Annotated in this window: 23 protein-coding genes; 13 read left to right on the forward strand and 10 right to left on the reverse strand. The window is 32.9% G+C overall.

All coding sequences use genetic code 11. The annotated features are described in order from the left end of the window. Positions 1–14: 14 nt before the first annotated feature. The 6 genes from ACFSC2_RS12125 to ACFSC2_RS12150 are packed head-to-tail and all read left to right on the forward strand — an operon-like array spanning position 15 to position 4,807. A complete protein-coding gene (locus ACFSC2_RS12125) occupies positions 15–230 on the forward strand; it encodes a DUF350 domain-containing protein (protein WP_379815179.1) in 216 nt (71 codons plus the stop codon). Next, entirely contained in the window at positions 223–1,743 is a 1,521-nt protein-coding gene (locus ACFSC2_RS12130) for a polyamine aminopropyltransferase (protein WP_379815178.1), read from the forward strand. The genes ACFSC2_RS12125 and ACFSC2_RS12130 overlap by 8 nt, the downstream gene beginning before the upstream one ends. After that, positions 1,718–3,346, forward strand: a complete 1,629-nt coding sequence (locus tag ACFSC2_RS12135; RefSeq protein ID WP_379815177.1) for an NAD(P)/FAD-dependent oxidoreductase — start codon at positions 1,718–1,720, stop codon at positions 3,344–3,346. The genes ACFSC2_RS12130 and ACFSC2_RS12135 overlap by 26 nt, the downstream gene beginning before the upstream one ends. Continuing rightward, on the forward strand, positions 3,324–4,343 hold the full coding sequence (locus ACFSC2_RS12140) for a hypothetical protein (protein WP_379815176.1): 1,020 nt from the start codon (positions 3,324–3,326) through the stop codon (positions 4,341–4,343). Before ACFSC2_RS12135 ends, ACFSC2_RS12140 begins: the two co-directional genes overlap by 23 nt. Before the next feature lie 39 nt (positions 4,344–4,382). Continuing rightward, positions 4,383–4,607, forward strand: coding sequence for a hypothetical protein (locus ACFSC2_RS12145; protein ID WP_379815175.1), 225 nt, complete (start codon positions 4,383–4,385; stop codon positions 4,605–4,607). A gap of 32 nt (positions 4,608–4,639) precedes the next feature. Continuing rightward, entirely contained in the window at positions 4,640–4,807 is a 168-nt protein-coding gene (locus ACFSC2_RS12150; RefSeq protein ID WP_379818651.1) for a hypothetical protein, read from the forward strand. Between the two features lie 181 nt (positions 4,808–4,988). Here the strand turns inward: ACFSC2_RS12150 and ACFSC2_RS12155 are convergent, their stop codons facing one another. From ACFSC2_RS12155 to ACFSC2_RS12165, 3 genes are all read right to left on the reverse strand, one after another. Then, entirely contained in the window at positions 4,989–5,750 is a 762-nt protein-coding gene (locus tag ACFSC2_RS12155; RefSeq protein WP_379815173.1) for an SGNH/GDSL hydrolase family protein, read from the reverse strand. Positions 5,751–5,816: 66 nt separating this feature from the next. After that, positions 5,817–6,599: a DUF3050 domain-containing protein gene (locus ACFSC2_RS12160; RefSeq protein ID WP_379815172.1), complete on the reverse strand. Its 783-nt coding sequence runs from the start codon at positions 6,597–6,599 to the stop codon at positions 5,817–5,819. Between the two features lie 88 nt (positions 6,600–6,687). Beyond that, positions 6,688–7,866: an acyl-CoA dehydrogenase family protein gene (locus tag ACFSC2_RS12165; protein ID WP_193846160.1), complete on the reverse strand. Its 1,179-nt coding sequence runs from the start codon at positions 7,864–7,866 to the stop codon at positions 6,688–6,690. A 1,616-nt stretch (positions 7,867–9,482) separates the two neighbouring features. On the opposite strand from ACFSC2_RS12165, the gene ACFSC2_RS12170 reads away from it, so the two are divergent. Then, positions 9,483–9,794, forward strand: coding sequence for a helix-turn-helix domain-containing protein (locus ACFSC2_RS12170; RefSeq protein ID WP_379818666.1), 312 nt, complete (start codon positions 9,483–9,485; stop codon positions 9,792–9,794). Between the two features lie 16 nt (positions 9,795–9,810). Here the strand turns inward: ACFSC2_RS12170 and ACFSC2_RS12175 are convergent, their stop codons facing one another. From ACFSC2_RS12175 to ACFSC2_RS12185, 3 genes are read right to left on the reverse strand one after another with little or no spacing between them, the layout of a single operon-like run. Beyond that, complete coding sequence (locus ACFSC2_RS12175) at positions 9,811–9,951, reverse strand: rSAM-modified peptide (protein WP_379815171.1); 141 nt, start codon at positions 9,949–9,951, stop codon at positions 9,811–9,813. Positions 9,952–10,003: 52 nt separating this feature from the next. Beyond that, positions 10,004–10,147 carry an rSAM-modified peptide gene (locus ACFSC2_RS12180; RefSeq protein WP_379815170.1) on the reverse strand — a complete coding sequence of 48 codons (144 nt, stop codon included), beginning with the start codon at positions 10,145–10,147 and terminating at the stop codon, positions 10,004–10,006. Between the two features lie 50 nt (positions 10,148–10,197). After that, positions 10,198–10,332 carry an rSAM-modified peptide gene (locus ACFSC2_RS12185; protein WP_379815169.1) on the reverse strand — a complete coding sequence of 45 codons (135 nt, stop codon included), beginning with the start codon at positions 10,330–10,332 and terminating at the stop codon, positions 10,198–10,200. A gap of 754 nt (positions 10,333–11,086) precedes the next feature. Here ACFSC2_RS12185 and ACFSC2_RS12190 point away from each other — a divergent pair. The 6 genes from ACFSC2_RS12190 to ACFSC2_RS12215 all read left to right on the forward strand — a co-directional run bounded on the left by ACFSC2_RS12190 (position 11,087) and on the right by ACFSC2_RS12215 (position 17,463). Beyond that, the gene (locus ACFSC2_RS12190) at positions 11,087–12,646 is read left to right on the forward strand and encodes a vitamin K epoxide reductase family protein (RefSeq protein ID WP_379815168.1); all 1,560 of its coding nucleotides are present in this window, start codon (positions 11,087–11,089) and stop codon (positions 12,644–12,646) included. 29 nt (positions 12,647–12,675) lie between these two features. After that, on the forward strand, positions 12,676–12,900 hold the full coding sequence (locus ACFSC2_RS12195; protein WP_379815167.1) for a hypothetical protein: 225 nt from the start codon (positions 12,676–12,678) through the stop codon (positions 12,898–12,900). 78 nt (positions 12,901–12,978) lie between these two features. Beyond that, positions 12,979–13,131, forward strand: coding sequence for a hypothetical protein (locus ACFSC2_RS12200; RefSeq protein ID WP_379815166.1), 153 nt, complete (start codon positions 12,979–12,981; stop codon positions 13,129–13,131). Positions 13,132–13,197: 66 nt separating this feature from the next. Then, entirely contained in the window at positions 13,198–13,440 is a 243-nt protein-coding gene (locus ACFSC2_RS12205) for a hypothetical protein (protein WP_379815165.1), read from the forward strand. A gap of 539 nt (positions 13,441–13,979) precedes the next feature. Then, entirely contained in the window at positions 13,980–16,172 is a 2,193-nt protein-coding gene (locus tag ACFSC2_RS12210) for a peptidase domain-containing ABC transporter (RefSeq protein WP_379815164.1), read from the forward strand. Position 16,173: 1 nt separating this feature from the next. Further along, the gene (locus ACFSC2_RS12215; RefSeq protein ID WP_379815163.1) at positions 16,174–17,463 is read left to right on the forward strand and encodes an HlyD family secretion protein; all 1,290 of its coding nucleotides are present in this window, start codon (positions 16,174–16,176) and stop codon (positions 17,461–17,463) included. 74 nt (positions 17,464–17,537) lie between these two features. On the opposite strand, the gene ACFSC2_RS12220 is transcribed toward ACFSC2_RS12215, so the two are convergent. The 4 genes from ACFSC2_RS12220 to ACFSC2_RS12235 form a co-directional block, all read right to left on the reverse strand. Next, on the reverse strand, positions 17,538–18,245 hold the full coding sequence (locus ACFSC2_RS12220) for a tRNA1(Val) (adenine(37)-N6)-methyltransferase (RefSeq protein ID WP_379815162.1): 708 nt from the start codon (positions 18,243–18,245) through the stop codon (positions 17,538–17,540). A 92-nt stretch (positions 18,246–18,337) separates the two neighbouring features. Beyond that, the gene (locus ACFSC2_RS12225) at positions 18,338–18,688 is read right to left on the reverse strand and encodes a four helix bundle protein (protein WP_379815161.1); all 351 of its coding nucleotides are present in this window, start codon (positions 18,686–18,688) and stop codon (positions 18,338–18,340) included. A 168-nt stretch (positions 18,689–18,856) separates the two neighbouring features. Next, positions 18,857–19,381: a ribosome maturation factor RimM gene (gene rimM, locus ACFSC2_RS12230; RefSeq protein WP_379815160.1), complete on the reverse strand. Its 525-nt coding sequence runs from the start codon at positions 19,379–19,381 to the stop codon at positions 18,857–18,859. Between the two features lie 18 nt (positions 19,382–19,399). Then, positions 19,400–19,960: a 30S ribosomal protein S16 gene (locus ACFSC2_RS12235; protein WP_379815159.1), complete on the reverse strand. Its 561-nt coding sequence runs from the start codon at positions 19,958–19,960 to the stop codon at positions 19,400–19,402. Positions 19,961–20,055 lie beyond the last annotated feature (95 nt).

Raw genomic sequence — 20,055 nt, forward strand, 5'->3', positions numbered from 1 at the left:
TAAAACGTATCATTATGGAATTTATACACGCTCAGCCAATAATTAATTCGATCATCTATTCAATTTTAGGAATAATCATTCTGTTGATAGGTTATTTTATCATCGAAAAATTGACTCCAGAAAACACTTGGAAAGAAGTAGTTGAAAAAAATAATGTTGCCGTTGCTATTGTTTTGGCAGGATTCATCATTGGTCTTTCCATGATTATTAGTGCCGCAATTCATGGGTAAAAAGTTTCTTAGGTTTGAATTTCTTTTACTGTTTGCCGTATTTATCATCGCCACCTGTGGACTTATTTACGAGTTGGTCGCAGGAACATTGGCGAGTTATTTATTGGGGGATTCGGTAAAACAATTTTCATTTATTATTGGCGTGTACCTGTTTTCGATGGGTATAGGCTCTTTTTTCTCTAAGTTTTTCCACAAAAATCTGCTCAACACTTTTGTAGAAATCGAAATTTTAGTCGGTTTGATTGGCGGATTGAGTTCGGTTGTTTTGTTTTTATTGTTCGAAAATGTAGGTTCGTTTCAATTCATTTTGTACTTATTTGTCTTCGTAACCGGTTTTTTGGTTGGGTTAGAAATTCCGCTTTTAATGAATATTTTAAAAGACAGAGTAGAGTTCAAAGATTTGGTTTCGAATGTTTTTACGTTTGATTATATCGGAGCTTTACTCGCTTCGATTTTGTTTCCGCTGGTTTTGGTTCCGAAACTGGGTATTATGGGAACTTCGCTTTTCTTCGGAATGATCAATATAACCATTGCAATTGTTCTATGTTTTCTTTTAAAAAGAGAGCTGAAAAAACCTTCATTATTAAGAACAAAAGCCATTTTTTCTTTTTTATTGCTGCTGACTGTTTTCATTTTTTCAGATAATATCTTAGCATATTCTGAAGGGAAATTATATGGAGAAAATATCATTTATACCAATTCAACTCCCTATCAGCGTATCGTTTTAACGCATAATAAGAGTGATTACAGGCTTTATTTAAATAATAACCTCCAGTTTAGGTCTGCCGACGAATATCGTTATCACGAGGCTCTGGTGCATCCCGTGATGTCGATTGCAAAAAACGTTAAAAATGTTTTGGTTTTAGGAGGCGGTGATGGTTTGGCTGTTCGTGAAATCTTGAAATACAAAGAAGTAGAAAAAGTAACCTTAGTCGATTTGGATGAAGGAATGACGAAACTTTTTAAAACGAATAAAGTTTTAACCGATTTCAATAAAAATGCACTAAATAATCCAAAAGTAACCGTTATCAATGCCGACGCTTATATTTGGGCTAAAAACTGTAAAGAACAATTTGATGCTGCGATAATCGATTTTCCAGATCCGTCCAATTATAGTTTGGGGAAATTGTACTCTTTGAATTTTTACCAAACCATAAAAACCATTTTAAAGCCCGATGCCGCATTAGTGATACAAACCACTTCGCCTTATTTTGCGCCAAAATCGTTTTGGTGTATCAATAAAACTGTGATGCAGGTTTTTCCGCAGGTCGATGCGTATCATGCGTATGTTCCGTCTTTTGGAGAGTGGGGCTATACGATTGCAATAAACGGTTTTGGAACCACTTTTAATACCGTAAACAGAAAGGCCGAAGGACTGAAATTTTACAATTATCAATTCGATCGATTTAATTATTTTACAAACGATATGATCTCAAATCAAATAGAAATCAACCGTTTAGACAACCAGATTTTAGTACGCTATTTTGATGAAGAGTGGGGAAAACTGCAATAAATCCAGAAGGAGTTTTATAAAAGTAGTCGGTGCGGCTTTAATCGCAGTTCCGTTTCTGCAGTTTTGTTCTGATAAAATTGCGGTCTTGATGATTCGTTTATCGGGAACAAAACACCTTTTGGGACATCGTTTATGGATTAAAGATTTTCCAAAACCAACGAAACAAATCAAGATTCCATATCTTATTGTCGGCGGTGGAATTTCGGGTTTAAGCGCGGCACGTCAGTTTCAGAAAAAGGGAATAACCGATTTTTTGATTGTTGAATTAGAAAATCATTTGGGCGGAAACTCTTCTAACGGCGAAAATAAATATTCTAAATATCCTTTAGGCGCGCATTATCTGCCATTGCCGAATAGGCACGACAAAGAGTTACTGCAATTTCTGGAAGAAGAAAAAATAATTCTAGGTTATGATGCTAAAGATTTTCCCATTTTCGACGAACTACAATTGACTTTTGCGCCAGACGAACGTTTATTTTACAAAAATAACTGGCAGGAAGGTGTGGTTCCGAAAGAAGGAAATTCGACTTCAGACGATTTGGAGTTTCAGAAATTCTTTCAAAAAATGGATATTTTTAGAAAAGCAAAAGGAGTAGATCAGAAATACTTATTTGATATTCCGCTTTATCTTTCTTCGATTGATGAAGAAACTCGGGCTTTAGATAAAATTACGATGAAACAATGGTTTGAAGACAATCAGTTTTCTTCTGTGCCTTTGTTCAATTACATCGATTATTGCTGTAAAGATGATTTCGGATTGGGAATTCCTTACGTTTCGGCTTGGGCAGGAATTCATTATTTTGCTGGAAGAAAACAAGATTCTACGCCAGAAAAAAATGACAGCGTTTTAACCTGGCCAGAAGGAAATGCAAGATTGGCGCATCATTTACAAAAATATACGGCAGATAAAACACTGAAAAATCATTTGGTTTACGAAGTTAAAATCGAAAACAACAAAGTGACTGCCAAAGCTTTTGATGATGTTTCTAAAACTTCTGTCGAAATAATTGCTGATAAAGTAATTATGAGTTCACCGCAGTTTGTAAATCAATATTTGCTGAAAGACCGAAAAGAGTTTACCAAAGATTTTCATTACACGCCGTGGCTTCTGGCGACTTTAACAGTAAACGATTTAGAAGATGATTATGGTTTTCCGCTGGCTTGGGACAATGTCATTTATGATGCCAAAGGTTTGGGATATGTCTATGATCAGCATCAGACTTTGCAACAGATTCAGGATAAAAAAGTTATTACGTATTATCATAGTTTTTCGTCGGGAGATTTGAAGAAAACGCGAAAAGAGATTTATAAAAAAGACAAAGAATATTGGAAACAATTTGTTTTGAATGATTTAAAAATCGCGCATTCTGATATTGATGAATTTACAGAAGAAATCGAAATATTTTTACTCGGTCACGGAATGATTTCGCCTGCTCCAGGATTTATTTTTGGCGAATCAAAACAAAAAGCAAAACAAAATATAGACAGAAAAATATATTTTGCCCATACCGATTTATCAGGAATTTCGATTTTTGAAGAAGCTTTTCATCAAGGAATTAATGCAGTAAACCAGATTTTAGATGGAACAACCTTGGATTCATAAAGCCAAAACGGATCTGGTATTTATTATTGGGCCGTCTTTTTTTGTGCTGGCCTTGATTTTTCTTTTTCAGGATTATATAACTGAAATTGAAAATGAATATTCTTTTTACACTTGGCTTTTTTTAATTGTTTTTATAGATGTAGCGCATGTGTACGCCACTTTATTTAAAACTTATTTTGTTGCAGATGAATTTCAGAAACAACGAAAAAGATTGATTTTTCTGCCAATTATTTGTTTTGTGATCGGAATAATTCTTTTCTCTTTCGGAAGCTTGGTTTTTTGGTCTTTCTTGGCGTATGTGGCTGTTTTTCATTTCATCAGACAGCAATATGGTTTTATGAGATTGTATGCCAGAAAAGAAGCAAAAACTAAGATTTCGGTTTGGATTGACAATCTGGCAATTTATGCTTCAACAGGATATCCGATGCTGTATTGGTTTTTTTCGTCAAAGCGAAAGTTTAACTGGTTTGTAGAAGATGAGTTTTTTAAATTCCAGAATGAATCGATTCTCGAGTTGCTCTTTTGGGTTTATGCGGGAATTATGATTTTGTATGTGGTTTATACGGCATTTCAGTCTATTAAAAACCGATTTTTTAATATCCCGAAAAACAGTATTATTTTGGGAACGGCGCTTTCGTGGTATTTCGGAATTGTGTACTTCAACGATGATCTTATTTTTACTTTATTGAATGTTGTTTCGCACGGAATTCCCTATATGGCTTTGGTTTACTTTAGAGAAATCGAAGGAAAATCAGAAAAAGAATTAGGCAATTTGTCTTTTTTAAAAAGATATCAAGGAATTTTAATCTACATCGGAATTTTGTTATTAATCGCTTTTTCAGAGGAGTTTCTCTGGGAATTTTTTGTTTGGAATGAAAATATCAGCATAAGCAGTTTTGATTTTTCAAGCTGGCAGATTTTTTTGGTTCCGTTGTTGAGCGTGCCGCAGTTTACACATTATCTGCTGGACGGTTTTATCTGGAAATCGAAGAAGTAAATTAACGCTTTTAAAATATTTAAATTAAACCATAAAATTATGATTGGAAACTGGAAAGGTTACTACAAGTTTGATAATGAAAAAATTCAGGAAGCAATGGGTTTTGAAAAAACGAATTTTACGATTGTAATTGAAAGTTTTGAAAATGGTAATTTTCTAGGAAAAGTAAACGATGACGTTGCCACTGGCGGGATGAAAGAGACTGGAAATGTTGTTGGAAAGGTAAAAAAGGATCAAGTTCGATTTCGAAATTTATGCCTCTAAATTGTCAGATACTTGAAAATGGAGAGCGAATAATGGTAGACAGAAAACACCCGACACTTTATTACGAAGGAAGTTTTTCTAAAGATAAAACGGAGATAAGTGGTAAATGGTTTTTTAAGAGAAAGGTGGCTTTCCTATACGGTTTTTTTCCAGTATTTTATAGTCCGGGAAAAGGGACTTGGAGTATGACATTATCTTAAGTTTTGTTTTGCAACGCGATTTTTAAGGTCTAATAAAAACAAAAAGTTCTAATCTAGCCCCGATAGGAGCGGTATCCTTTTATGATCCCGTTTTTTTAACGGGAACATAAAAGATATAGCGGATAGCGGGACTAAAGGTTCTTTTGAAAACGTAAATTTCTGCTCCTGAAAAATCAAAAAATTAATCTTGTAAAGCAGATTTTACCTTTGGCATCATGCGGTCAACAAACATTTTGTACGCAATCTGCGAAGGATGAAGTCCGTCTGAAGCTACAAGATTTGGATTGCTTAGACCTTGACGTGTAATGTCTGTAATGTTTACAAAAACAATATTGTTGTTGCTGCAGTATTTCTCGGCAAAAGAATTGTATTGATCGATTTCGGTAGAAATCATCGCACTTTGATCACCGGCTACACTTTTTCCGTAAGGTGTGTAAGCATAATCTGGGATCGAAATAACCACAACATTTTTTGCATCCCCTTTCGCAAGCTTAATGGCTTTGTTTACCAATTCTGGAAATTCTTTTTCGTAAACAGAAAAATTTCTATGCTGATATTGATTGTTCACTCCGATTAAAAGTGTTACCAAATCGTAATTGGAGTCTGGATTTTGTGTATTAATAGCTGAAAGTAAATTGGATGTTGTCCAGCCTGTTGTAGCAATTATTTTTAGCGAAATAGTACTAGCATACATATTTAGCAGACTTTGTTTAAGCTGTTCTGGAAAACGGCAGGTTTCGCATACGCTTTGACCGATTGTATAACTGTCACCAAGCGCTAAGTAATTGATAGAACTCGCAATAGGCGTATTAGGATTTGTTACCGGCGGATTTACAACTGGTGGAGTAGTGGCAACAGGATCAGAATTAGATTCTTCAGCGCTGCAACTCAAAAGGAAGACGCAGAATAAAAAGGTAACTATTTGTTTAAATTGTAATTTCATAATCTGTTTAAATTAGATTGAGGTCGTTTTAAACAAATAGTTACGTTAAATAAGAGGATTTGGATTTTAAGCCATTTCTGTTTTTAGAAGAATTTCTTCTTCAATAGCATTCCAAAGCCCGATACGTTTTTCTAGAGCCAAGATCGAAACTTCTTCTACTTCTTTCCATTTTTGAGCATCATTTTCACATAATTCTGTGATCATTTGCATTGCCATTGGGCCGTGCTCGTCTGCGTCTAGTTCTATATGTCTTTCGAAATAATATAATAATTTACCCAAATTTGTTTCAGGCAGGTTTTTCTGGAAATTTTTTAATATTTCAGTAAACATACTCGGAATCAAATCTTCTCTTCCAAAGGTAAAAGCAGCAGCGATTTCGTGCGGTTTTCCTTCTTCGATCACTCTAAAAGTAAAGTCCAAAAAGGCTTTTACGTTTGGATGTAAGGAACTTTGTTTAATCGCAACAAAAATATTTTGAAGCGAATTTACTTCTGATAAGAATTTTAAAATTCCAGTTGTATCAGCAAAACAGTCTTCCATTGCTTCAAGATACATTTCGTAATGACTTTGTCTTCTTCCGTCAAGCGTTAAATCTGTTTCTTCGGCAAGAACAATTTCATTGATTAAATATCGAGTTTCTGGATTTTTGGTAGCAAACCAAGGTGTTGTAGTGCAGGTAAGTTTGGCTTGTAACGCTTTTAAAAGAGACATAAAATCCCAAACAGCAAATACGTGAGTTTCTAGAAAACTGCGTAAATCGTCTATGTTTTGAATTTTATTGTATAATGAATGATTTAAAAGCTGGTCTTTTTGAGTTTGGATACTTTTGTTTATCGTTTCGATATTCATTTTTGGAAATTTTGGTGCAAAGATAAAAAGCTTCTCGGTTAGAAGAAGCTTTTCATATTTATTTTGTATATATTTTAATAATTGTTTTTTATTTAAATGCTGGAATTCCAGTTACATCCAAACCAGTTATCAATAAATGAATGTCATGAGTTCCTTCATAAGTAATCACACTTTCTAGGTTCATCATGTGGCGCATAATCGAGTATTCGCCAGTAATTCCCATACCTCCGAGCATTTGTCTTGCTTCGCGGGCAATATGGATTGCCATATCAACATTGTTTCGTTTTGCCATCGAAATTTGCGCTGTCGTAGCTTTTCCTTCGTTTCTCAAAACGCCTAAACGCCAAGTTAATAACTGTGCTTTTGTGATTTCGGTAATCATTTCTGCCAATTTTTTCTGCTGTAATTGTGTTCCTCCAATTGGTTTCCCGAATTGGATTCGCTCTTTTGCATAACGCAAAGCAGTATCATAACAATCCATAGCAGCACCGATTGCACCCCAGGCAATTCCGTAACGAGCAGAATCTAGACAGCCCAGTGGAGCACCAAGTCCAGATTTATTTGGTAAAAGATTTTCTTTTGGCACTTTTACATTATCAAAAATCAATTCGCCGGTTGCAGATGCACGAAGCGACCATTTATTATGTGTTTCTGGAGTCGAAAAACCCTCCATACCGCGTTCTACAATTAAACCGTGAATTCTTCCTTCTTCATTTTTTGCCCAAACAACAGCAATATCAGCAAAAGGCGCATTAGAAATCCACATTTTAGCACCATTTAAAAGATAATGATCGCCCATATCTTTAAAATTGGTAATCATGCTTCCAGGGTCAGAACCGTGATCTGGTTCAGTTAAGCCAAAACAGCCGATAAATTCTCCTGTTGCCAGTTTTGGCAGGTATTTCATGCGTTGCTCTTCGTTTCCGTATTTCCAAATAGGATACATTACCAACGAAGATTGTACGGATGAAGTAGATCTTACACCAGAATCGCCACGTTCAATTTCCTGCATAATCAAACCATATGAGATTTGGTCTAATCCCGCACCTCCATATTCTACAGGAATATAAGGTCCGAAACCACCAATTTCGCCTAATCCTTTTATGATTTGTTTTGGAAATTCTGCTTTTTGAGCATACTCTTCTATTATTGGAGAAACTTCTCTTTTGACCCAAGCACGTGCAGATTCGCGAACTAATTTGTGTTCGTCTGTAAGCAAATCGTCTAAGTTATAGTAATCTGGCGATTGAAATAAGTCTGGTTTCATGTTTATAGTTTTAAGAAAACAAATTTAATGAATAAAAATATAACAAAACACGATTAAATTGTTATATTATTTTATTGTAAAAATAAAATTATTAGAGAATTGGCAAATTAATTGTAGTTTATTGATAATTTATAGACTATTTTTGAATTCCAAAAACAACATAAATGAGGCTGATCATCTCTTTTTTATTTTTATTACTGTTTTATACTGGTACTGCTCAACCCAAAAAGGAGTTTACAGAAAAAGAGTATTTAGCAATACAAAGTAAAATTCGATTCAGTATTAACGGGGATTTTGACGAAGGGCTTAAATTTGTTCGTCAATTACAACAATCTAATAATCCACAACACCTGGCTTTTGCTTATGGTGCGGCTTCTTATTTATATCAATTAAAAAGCAATAAAGCAAAGTCTGAAGAATCCTACCAAACTGCGCTGCAACATTGGGAAAAAATGCCGGAATCTAATGAAAAAATCAGACTTAGATCGTATTTGTATAATTACAGAGGCCTTGCAGAATGGAAAAGAAGAAACTTCAGCAAAGCCTTAACTAATTATCAGGAAGGAGTTAGACTTTCCAGTAAAATCAACGATGTCATTCAAATCGTAAAATTCAAGAGCAACATTGCATTGGTTAATGAACAGGTCGGAAACTATGAACTTTCGATTAAATACCTAAGACAGAATAATGATTTTCTAGATAAAAATGAAAATTTATACGACAGAGATCAGTTTCAAAATAGTAAAAGCAATATTAATAATAACTTAGGGAATTCTTACGAGGCATATTATGCTAAAAATAGAAACCGAACTGTTTTATTAGATTCAGCCGAGTATTTCTATAAGAAATCAATAACATATTCTCAAAATTATATTGACAATAAGATGAATGCCAAACTTAGTTTGGGTAATATCTATGTGTTTAAAAAAGATTATGCAAATGCTGAAAAAATCTATTACGATATTGCAATTTATGCCAAGCAATCTGGTAATGAAAACTACTTCAAGATTGCAAACTTTAATCTGGGTGATCTTTACTACAGTCAGAAAAAATATGATAGATCTCTTATATTTTTGAAAAAGATAGACTCTGTATTAGAGAAAAATAAAACAATTGATAACAGCTATTTTAGATCTAATTTTATTCAGGCTAAAATTTATAGTATTAAAAACGAACCCGAATTAGCTTATAAACACTCCAAATTATATTTGGATTCTTATGAGAATTATGAAGGAGAACTTAGAGACGAAGCGCTGGAAGTTAATTATCAATTAGGAACAGCAGATCTTAGTGAAGAGATGGTTAACGTTCGAGAAAAATATAAATATGAAGTCTTTAGAAATAAAGCCTTAAAAATATTTTATGTTATTCTGGTGATTGGAATTGTATTTTTCTTGATCAAAAATATCAGGGATAAAAACAAAGCCCATAAAAAAATGAATGCTTTAATCGAAGAATTTAAGGCCAATTTGGAGAAAAAAGAAATCGAAAAAGAGCAGCAGATTCCAGAAGAAGTTATAGTTCCAGAACTCGAAGAGGTCGAAGTACAGCTTAAGAAAGAAAATGCCAATTTGAGTATTGATGAGGCTAAGGAAAATAAGATTGTAGAGAAATTATTGGCTTTAGAAGAAAAATTAGAATATCTAAATGCCGACTTTACATTAGCATATGCAGCTAAAAAAATCAAAACCAATACCACTTATTTATCCTATGTAGTTAATAAACGCTTTGGTAAATCTTTTGGTGAATATACTAACGAATTGAAGATTAACTATGTGATTAATCAAATGATAACCAATCATTTATATCGTAAATATTCGACTCAGGCGATTGCTGAAAGTGTTGGTTTCAAGAATGCGGTTTCTTTTGCAAAATCATTTCGCAAAAGAACTGGAGTATCTCCAGCTCAATTTGCGAATAATATTTAAGTGACAGCTTTTATGATTAACCGTTTCCACTGCCACCGCCTCCATTTTTAGGATCAATTGGCGGCGTTTCTCCATCACCGCCTCTTACTGCCTTTTGTTGTTGTTTTGTAATTTGCTCTAATTCGAAATCGCTGAACTTTAATTTTGTACTTTTCATTTTATACGTTTTTATATGTATCTATTGAATTATTAGTTTTTTAAATAGGAAACTATTTTCCATTTCCACTTCCACCGCCGCCATTTTTAGGATCAATTGGATCGCCTTCACCATCACCGCCTCTTACTGCTTTTTGTTGTTGTTTTGTAATTTGCTCTAATTCGAAATCGCTGAATTTTAATTTTGAGTTTTTCATTTTATAGGCTTTTTAAGTTAAATATGTATGTTTTGATAATTTGATGAGTCTTAGTTGTTTCCGCTTCCGCCTCCGCCATTTTTAGGATCTGTCTCTTCACCTTCACCTCCTCTAATTGCTTTTTGTTGTTCTTTACTAATTTTCTCTACTTGGAAATCGCTGAATTTTAATTTTGTGCTTTTCATCTTTTTAATTTTTTAGGATTGCTTTTCAATTTTTTATTCGAAATAGGATTATATTTTTTTTAATATTCATTTCAGAAATAGAATTTTTATACAGATTTCATTTTCTTTTAGGTTTCTTTAATCACAAAAAATCTTTCTAAAACGATGTTTTTTTTGTTAAGTTTTGTCTCGTTAAAATTTCACCTCTAAGACTAAATAATGTTTAAGCCAAATTGACTTTGCAGGTTAATTTTTCTATTTTTTGGGGTAAATAGAAAGGGTAAAAAAGTTGTTTTTTGAATGCTGAATTTTACTTTTTAAAGGCGGGTAACAGAAAAAAATTAGATGCAATTGCAGTTTAAAATCTTTCTTTTTTTATCAAATTTCCAATTTTAAAAATGTTTTTATAGCATTTTTTTTGGTCATTTTAGAGCTGAAAAAATCACTTTTTGAACTCGATTTTTAGGCTTTTATATACATCAAAATCTTTTGTTTTTGAATGTCTTTTTTTCATGTTTTTAAGGTTTAAGATTATTGCTTCTTCAAAACTAGAGAAAAAGAGAAACCGTTAATCGAAATTAAGCATTTGTGGGTTTTTATGAAAAAAATATCAATACAATATTTTGTAAATCAATAAGTTATGTGGTTTACTATGGTAGGTATAATTTATAAATTGTATGTGGTATAATTAATAAAATGTATGTGTTCATGCATTTTTTATCAATAAAAACACCAATATTTGCAGTGTAATTATGATAAAAAACGATTGCAGACGATGTTAAAATTAGTTCAGAAATTTCTTCAGATAAACAAATACTCGGATATCAAAAATGAGTTTAAAGATTTATTTCTTTCTCATCCAAATTATCCAAGCTTATTTGCTATTACAGATTCATTCGATTTGCTTTCTGTGGAGAACGCTGCAGTGCGAGTTTCGAAAGAACAAATCGTTGACCTGCCATCTAACTTTTTAGCATATTTTAAAGATGAGCTAATCTTGGTAGAAAAGGCAAAAAATTTTGTTCGCATTAATACTTCGAAAAAATCGAATTTAAGAATGTCGTATGAAAAATTTCTTTTAGACTGGAATGGTGTAATTGTAGCGATCGAACCTAATAATGTAGTTGCTCGTGAAAATTTAAAAGCAGAATACGGATGGTTGAAATATTTTCTGCCAATGGTATTAGTAACTGGTTTATCATTTTTCTATAATGATTTTGATGTATTCGGAGTTACATTTTTAATTACATCAGTAATAGGATTAATAGTAAGTGTATTTATTGTTCAAGAAAAATGGGGCGTAAAAAACACCATAATATCGAAGTTTTGTAATTTAAGTTCTAATTCTTCTTGTCATTCAGTAATCAGTTTTAATGATGATGTCGAGAACAGATGGGTTAGTTTTTCAGATTTACCATTACTTTTCTTTAGTTCAAGTATTATTGCAATTCTGATTCAGCCCGTAAGTTCATCTGTATTTATTGGATTTTTAAGTCTTCTTGCAATTCCAGTTGTAGTATGTTCTATTTGGATTCAGAAATTTGAGATTCAAAAATGGTGTACAATGTGTCTGGCCATTTCATTTTTAATCTTGTTTCAAAGTATTATTTGGTTTGTATCCGATTCATTTACACTGGATTTTAGTGTAGCTTCTGTTTTTCCATTTGTTTTTTCGCTTTTATTGCTGATTCCTATTTGGGCGAGTGTCAAATCAATAATAAAAAAACTTTTGGCAAACGATACTTCTTTGAAAGAGTTGAAAAAATTTAAAAGAAACTATTCGTTATTAAACTTTTTGTCTAAAAAAGTACCTCATTCTGAAGGTTTAGATGAATTGAGAGGTTTAAGTTTTGGAAATAAAAGCGGTGCAGTAAAATTATCGATAATCATAAGTCCTAGCTGTGGACATTGTCACAAGGCATTTCAAGAGGCATTTGAGTTGGTTTTAAAGTATCCTGATAAAATATATTTAAAAGTTCTTTTTAATATCAATCCAGAAAACAATGATAATCCATACAAAGCTGTAGTAGAAAGGCTTTTAACGCTCAATAGATCTACACCTGGTAAAATTGTTGAAGCGATTTCGGATTGGCATATTAAGAAAATGAGTTTGAAAAAATGGTTGAAAAAATGGCAGAATGAACCTGCAAGCATGATGATTAATCAGGAAATTCAAAAACAATACGAATGGTGTTCTAAAAACAATTTTAATTATACACCAGTAAAAATTGTAAACGACAGGATTTTTCCAAATGAGTACGAATTAAATGAACTGAAATATTTTCTAAATGATTTTGTTGAAGAAAAAGTTGAAGTTCTAGAGAAAATAGCCTAAAGATTTTAATAGTACAAAAAAAATAAATTATGTTAAGAAAAATTTTAGTCTTGCAAGGAGTTCAGCAGCTGAATTCGACTGAACAAAAAAGAATTAATGGTGGAGGTGTTCCAGACCGTCCGATACAATGTGAGGAGTGGAACGCATTAGGGGAAATGACATATGCACAATGTCTTTCTTATCGTCCGCTTGAAATACAATATACAAATGGAAATTGTAAAGTTTTTGGACCGCTTTGTGGTTCAAATTCATAAGTAATAATAATAGAGGATATTTTTTCTTCTCCCATAATGAAAACCTAAATCAATTATTAATACAAAAAACAAAAAGCCATGTTAAAAGACATTTTAAAACTTGAAGGAGCTAAAGAGCTTACAAAGAATGAGAAAAAAGTAATTAAAGGCGGGTTGGCGTGCACAAACGAAGGTACTTGTCCTACAGGTTCTTATTGTGATTACGATACGTGGCTTTGCCGACGTGTATAAGCGTCTAGTTTTTTGAGAATAAAATTAGATTTTCACGGAGTATTATTATAACAACCCCAACAAATTATGCTAAGTAATATTTTAAAATTAGAGAACTTACAGAAACTTACAAAAGACGAGCAAAAGTCTATTTATGGAGGTACACCAGTACAGCCTGCCAATTGTAAATGTTTTTGCGTGATTGGAGCAGAAAGAGTTGAGACATATTGTTATTCTTGGTGCCCAGGTGGTTCGCTTCCAGGAATATACGAAGGAAGTCCGTCAACTTGTACAACACCAATGCCTCCTCTGCCACCAGGAATAGAATAGAATAAGAAAATAAAAAACTGTTTTTATTTAAAATAGTTATTATGTTAAAAGAAATATTAAGTCTCAAGGGAGCTCAGAGCATAAGCAAAATTGAGCAAAGGACAATCGCAACAGGAATTCCACAATGTTGGATTTCTGCTATCGAAGCTGGATGCATATTAATACGTTCAGGAGAAATTTGTCCTTTAGATACAGAATCAGGTATTTGCGATTCAAATCGTATTTGCTGTTAGTTTAAATGCAATTATACAATATAGCCTTTTTTAGAATTTAGTCATGTTTTTTTTAATTTGTAGGCGCTTGATCGTGGAACATTGAGCATATTCTTTACATTGATGATTGGTGTAAAGATTCTTAGGAACTTGGTCACTGAGTTGATTTTATTTGGTTAGGTTAACCAGTGTACCAAAATCCTACGAAATTGTTTTGCAAAACTACCTTTTTTAAATACCTAGACAGAGAGGATAAACATCCTCTCTGTTTTTTTTAACAACCTTTCGATTTAAATCTTAAATTGCGTCAGAATAATTTTGCATAGTTTGAAAAAATTTACCAATTATAGACAAGCAGATAACAAGGATTGTGGCCCAACGTGTTTAAAGATAATCGCAAAACATTACGGAAAAACAATTCAGATTCAGGAGTTGAGGGACAGCAGCGAAACAACTCGTGAAGGAAGTAATTTGCTTTTTTTGAGCGATGCCGCCGAGAAAATCGGTTTTAGAACTCTAGGTGTAAAACTAGATTTAAAAAGGCTGGAAGAAGCTCCTTTGCCTTGCATACTGCATTGGAATCAAAACCATTATGTAGTAATTTATAAAATTAAAAAAGGAATTTATTATATCTCAGATCCAGCCTTTGGACTGATTGAATATAATAAACAAGATTTTATTAAATTTTGGATCGGAAATAATGCAGACGAATCTACTCAAGAGGGAATTGCATTATTGATTGAAGCTACGCCAAAATTTTTTCAATCAGAATTTGATAAAGAAGATAAAAAAGAGCTGGGATTTGGTCTTTTGTCCCAATATGTCCTTCGATATAAATCATTTTTAGTACAGCTTAGTGTTGGTTTACTGGCAAGCAGTTTACTGCAGCTTATTTTCCCGTTTTTGACTCAAAGTATTGTAGATGTTGGAATTCAGAATCAGAATATTAGTTTTATCTATTTAATTCTCTTTGCGCAATTATTTCTTTTTGCAGGAAGAATTGGTTTAGAATTAATTAGAAGCTGGATTTTATTGCATCTTTCTACAAGAATTAATATTTCTCTTATCTCTGATTTTTTTATAAAATTAATGAACCTGCCAATTTCATTCTTTGATGTTCGAATGACTGGAGATATCATGCAGCGTATCAATGACCACAGAAGGATCGAAAGGATACTAACAACTTCATCTCTAAATGTCCTGTTTTCACTTATCAATATGATAGTGATGGGAGGAGTTTTGGCCTATTATAATCTTAAAATCTTTTTTGTGTTTTTTGCAGGAAGTATTCTCTATTTTGGATGGATTACGCTATTTTTAAAAAGAAGAGAAGTATTAGATTATAAACGTTTTGCCGAAGTTTCGCAAGAACAGAGCAAAGTAATGGAGCTTATAAATGGAATGCAGGAAATAAAACTTCATAATGCCGAAAAACAAAAACGCTGGGGTTGGGAGTATATTCAGGCACGTCTTTTTAGGGTTTCGATAAAAGGATTGGTTCTTGAACAAACCCAAACAATTGGATCTTCGGTAATAAATGAACTTAAAAATATTTTCATCATATTTTTATCGGCCAAATTAGTAATCGATGGTTCAATAACTTTGGGTATGATGCTGGCTATTAGCTCTATTGTAGGTAGTTTGAACGGACCTATTTCGCAGTTAATAGAATTTGTCAGAGAAATGCAAGATGCGAAAATATCGCTTGCGAGATTATCAGAAATTCATAATAAAGAAGACGAGACTCAACAGGAATTACATCAGACAAATGATGTTTCTTTTGATGCTGATATTGATATAAAAAATCTTTCTTACCGTTATTTAGGATCTGATATTCCTGTTTTAGAAGATTTTAATTTGAAAATACCTTCCAATAAAGTTACAGCAATTGTAGGTGTAAGCGGAAGCGGTAAAACAACGCTGATGAAATTACTGCTGAAATTTTATGAACCTGAAAAAGGAGAAATAAATATTGGAAATACACAATTAAAGAATATTTCGCAGAAAGCCTGGAGAGCTAATATTGGAGCTGTAATGCAGGAAGGTTTTATTTTTAGCGATACAATAGCCAATAATATTGCCATTGGAGTCGATAAAATAGACAAAAAAAAGCTGGAATATGCGGCAGATGTTGCCAATATTAAAGAATACATAAGCGGTCTGCCTTTGGGGTATAATACCAAAATTGGTTCTGAAGGACTCGGAATGAGTACGGGTCAGAAACAGCGTTTGTTAATTGCAAGAGCAGTATATAAAAACCCTGAGATTTTGTTTTTTGATGAAGCAACTTCGGCTCTTGATGCTAATAATGAAAAAGAAATCATGAAAAAACTTGATATCTTTTTTAAAGATAAAACAGTTGTTGTGATTGCGCATCGATTAAGTACAGTTATGAATGCCGATCAGATTGTGGTGTTGGATAAAGGAAAAATTATTGAAATAGGCAGTCATTCTGCCTTGGTAGAGCAAAAAGGAAATTATTTTGAATTGGTTAGAAATCAATTACAATTAGGAAATTAGCATGGCCGAAGATACATTCGAATTAAGAAGTGAAGAGGTTCAGGATATACTGACCAAAGTACCGCATTGGATGATACGCTGGGGTACAGTTTTGATATTTACAATTATTGTAATGCTGTTTTTTGTTTCTTGGTTTGTAAAATATCCCGACGTCGTAAGTACAGAAATTGTTATTACAACGAATATTCCGCCGGAGAAAATAGTTTCAAAATCTTCTGGGCGTCTCGAAGCTATCTTAGTAAAAGATAAAGCTGTAGTGGCAAAAAACACTACTTTAGCAATTATTGAAAACACAGCAAATTACAAAGATGTTTTTTTACTGAAAAGTTTAGTTGATCAATATGATATCAATAATTCTAAAAAAGATTTTCCATTTGGATTGCTCAAAAACACGCAGCTTGGAGAGATAGAAAGTGCATATGCTGTTTTTCAAAAAGATTATCAGGCTCAGGAATTAAATCAAGAATTACATCCGTACGAAATAGAAAGCAGAGCACAGACATCTGAAAAAATTCAACTGAAAGAAAGATTAGAGATTCTGCAGCAACAGAAAGTTCTTAACGAAAGTGAACTAGAACTTCAAAAGAATGAAATATCCCGATTTGAAACTTTATTTAATAAGGGAATTATTTCGGCGCAGGAAATGGAAGCCAAAAAACTAGGATATCTTCAAGCTATGAAGAATTATAAGGGGATTTTAGCTTCAATTTCGCAAATCAGATCTTCTCTTATTGATAATACTAAATCAAGTCAAAATTCGCAGGTTAACAGTACTAAAGAAGAAGTTAATCTAGGGCGTAGTGTTGCACAGTCATTTTTTCAGTTAAAAAAAGTAATTAAAGACTGGGAATTGGCATACACGTTAAAAACTTCCATTAGCGGTGTGGTAACATTTTTACAGGTTTGGAATGAAAACCAGACGATTAATGTTGGAGATAATGTTTTTTCTATAATTCCCGATGCCAAAAACGGATTTGTGGGTAAAGTAAAAGCGCCTACCCATAATTCTGGAAAGATAAAAGTAGGGCAGAGAGTAAATATTCGATTGGCCAATTTTCCAGACAGAGAGTTTGGTGTTTTAAAAGGAAAAATCAAAAATATTTCGCTTGTACCAGATAAAGATGGAAATCTTCTTTTGGATGTCGAGCTTCCGAACGGATTGGAGACATCTTATCATAAACAAATTGTTTTTCAGCAGGAAATGAAAGGAAGTGCAGAAATTGTGACCGAAGATTTGCGTTTGCTGGAACGAATTTTATATCAATTTAAAAGTCTGTTTGAGCAAGCTTAGAAGACTTGTTGAAAATGTCTTATTATATATAAATTAGAATCTTTGTCAAAGTTTAAATTTTGACAAAGTTTTTTTTACATCTTTAAATAAAATTCTTTTGTAAGCTCAATATATTCAGGCGTATAAACATGTCTGTCGATTTCGATGACCAATTCATCAATTTCAATTTCAGAAACTTCATTTCTGCTGAAAGCCAATAAACTGCGTTTGATTTCAGACGCCGGTGTTCCTTTTACACGTGTAATTTTCATTGGATACAATTCTGATTCTTTGGCTAAAGCAATAAAATTTTCTTCTTCTTTGAATGGAAGAATTACAGCAAATATTCCGTTTTCAGAAAGTAGTAAATCGGCAGCTTCAACCAGTTCCTCAAAAGGCATTGCGTCTTGAAAACGTGCTAAATCGCGTTGTTCATTATCTGTCTTATAATTTTCAGCATAAAATGGCGGATTCGAAACAATCAAATCATATTCATCTTCTGGTTCTTCGATAAATTCATCTAAGCCAGCATGAAAACAAAACAATCTATCGCCCCAAGGAGAATTTTCGAAATTTTCAACAGCTTCTTCGTAAGCATCTTCATCGATTTCTAAAGCATCAATTTGTTCTGCTCCAGAGCGCTGCGCAATCATCAAAGCAATAATTCCAGTTCCTGCACCAATATCTAAAACACTAAAAGGATTATTAAAAATAGGAGCCCAAGAACCCAATAAAACACCGTCTGTACCGACTTTCATGGCACATCGATCTTGGGAAATAGAAAATTGCTTAAACTGAAACATAAATGTAAAATTCTAATATTTTAAATTCCAAATTCCAATTGAAAGTGGAGAAGTTAATTTTTCTGTTGCAAAAATAGGACTAAAAATTAATTTTAGTATCTAGATGTTTTAGTAATTATAGCAGAAAGGATTTTTCTTAATTCTTCTATTTCGAATAATAAGGATTCTGAAAGAGATTTTTGATCAGGATTTAAATCATTCAATAGTTGAAGCCAAAATTTAGACTCTTTAGCTTCTTTTCGAGCAATTTTTAATCTAAAAATTAAATCTTTATCTCCTAATTTTTCATTTGCTTCGATATAATTTGCCCCAATCGAACCAGAAGATCTTATTAATTGTTTTCCATCTTCAATATTTGAAGTATTTTTAGGTAATGATTGAAAGTAAATTCGGCATTCCTTAGCAAACAACAAAGTTCTTTCTTCTAAGTTGTATGGTTTCATAAATTCCAATATTTAAATTTCAATTTTCTCGATATGCAAATATAAAACAAAGCAATAAAAAAATAAGTTTTTTCTTTCAAAAAACATATGCTTTGAGACTGAGATCTTAAAAATTGGAATTTACCTTTTCAGGTTTGGAATTTGGAATTTAAAATATTGGAATTTAAATTAAAGGTACATTTCCACAAGTCCTTCTGGAAGATTCATGATGACTTTTTTGTTTTCACGATCAATTTTTACAAGGAAATGATCGATCATCGGAACCAAAATTTCTACTTCGCCATTTAAAACTTCAAAAAGCGGCTGTGCAGTTGAATCATTTATAGAAGTAATTTTTCCGAAAACACCCAGACGTTGGTCTTCGATTTCAAAACCAATAACTTCATGGTAGTAAAATTTGTTACCGCTAAGTTTTGGTAACATAGATAAAGGAAGATAAATACCATTTCCGACTAATGCATCAGCATCTTCTTCGGTATTTACATCTTCAAAACGAACTCTAAGAAAGTCGTTTTTATGTATTGAGCTTGACTCAATAAAAAAAGGAACCAAGTGTTTGTTGTGGTCAACAAACACTGATTCCAAATTTTCGTATAACTCAGGTTCATCTGTATCTAAGTAGATCAAGACTTCACCTTTGAAACTAAATTTTTTAGCGATTTTACCTAAATAAAAACATTCTTCTTTACGCATTCTCGCTAAATAAAATTATTATGCTTCAGTTGTTTCGTTATTCTCTTCAGCAGCAGGAGCTTCTTCAGTTGCCTCAGCAACTTCTTCAGTAGCTTCTACAGCAGAAGCAGCAGCTTCAGCGTCAGCCTGTGCTTGAGCAGCAGCAGCAACACGTTTAGCGTTTACTTCTTTTTCAGCTTTTAAAGCGTTAGCTTTAACATCAGCTTTTGCTTTAGATAAACCATCTTTTTTAGCATCAACTTTTCCTGTTTTAGACTCTAACCAAGCTGCTAATTTAGCGTCAGCTTGCTCTTGAGTTAAAGCTCCTTTGCGGATACCTCCATCAAGGTGGTGTTTCAATAAAGCACCTTTGTAAGAAAGGATAGCTCTAGCAGTATCAGTTGGTTGTGCACCATTGTGTAACCATTTAACTGCACTGTCAAGATCTAACTCTACAGTTGCTGGGTTAGTGTTTGGATTGTAAGTACCGATTTTCTCTAAGTATTTACCATCTCTTTTTGAGCGTGCATCTGCAGCTACTACCCAGTAAAAAGGTTTTCCTTTTTTACCGTGTCTTTGTAATCTAATTTTTACTGACATAATCGTATGATTAAATTTTGAGGTACTCGACCTCCGTTAATTAAGGGCGCAAAGATATAATTTTTTTCTGAATTCTACGCTCAAATTAGGAATTA

It is taken from the genome of Flavobacterium artemisiae, assembly GCF_042678225.1.
In the GTDB taxonomy this organism is placed as follows: Bacteria; Bacteroidota; Bacteroidia; order Flavobacteriales; family Flavobacteriaceae; genus Flavobacterium; species Flavobacterium artemisiae.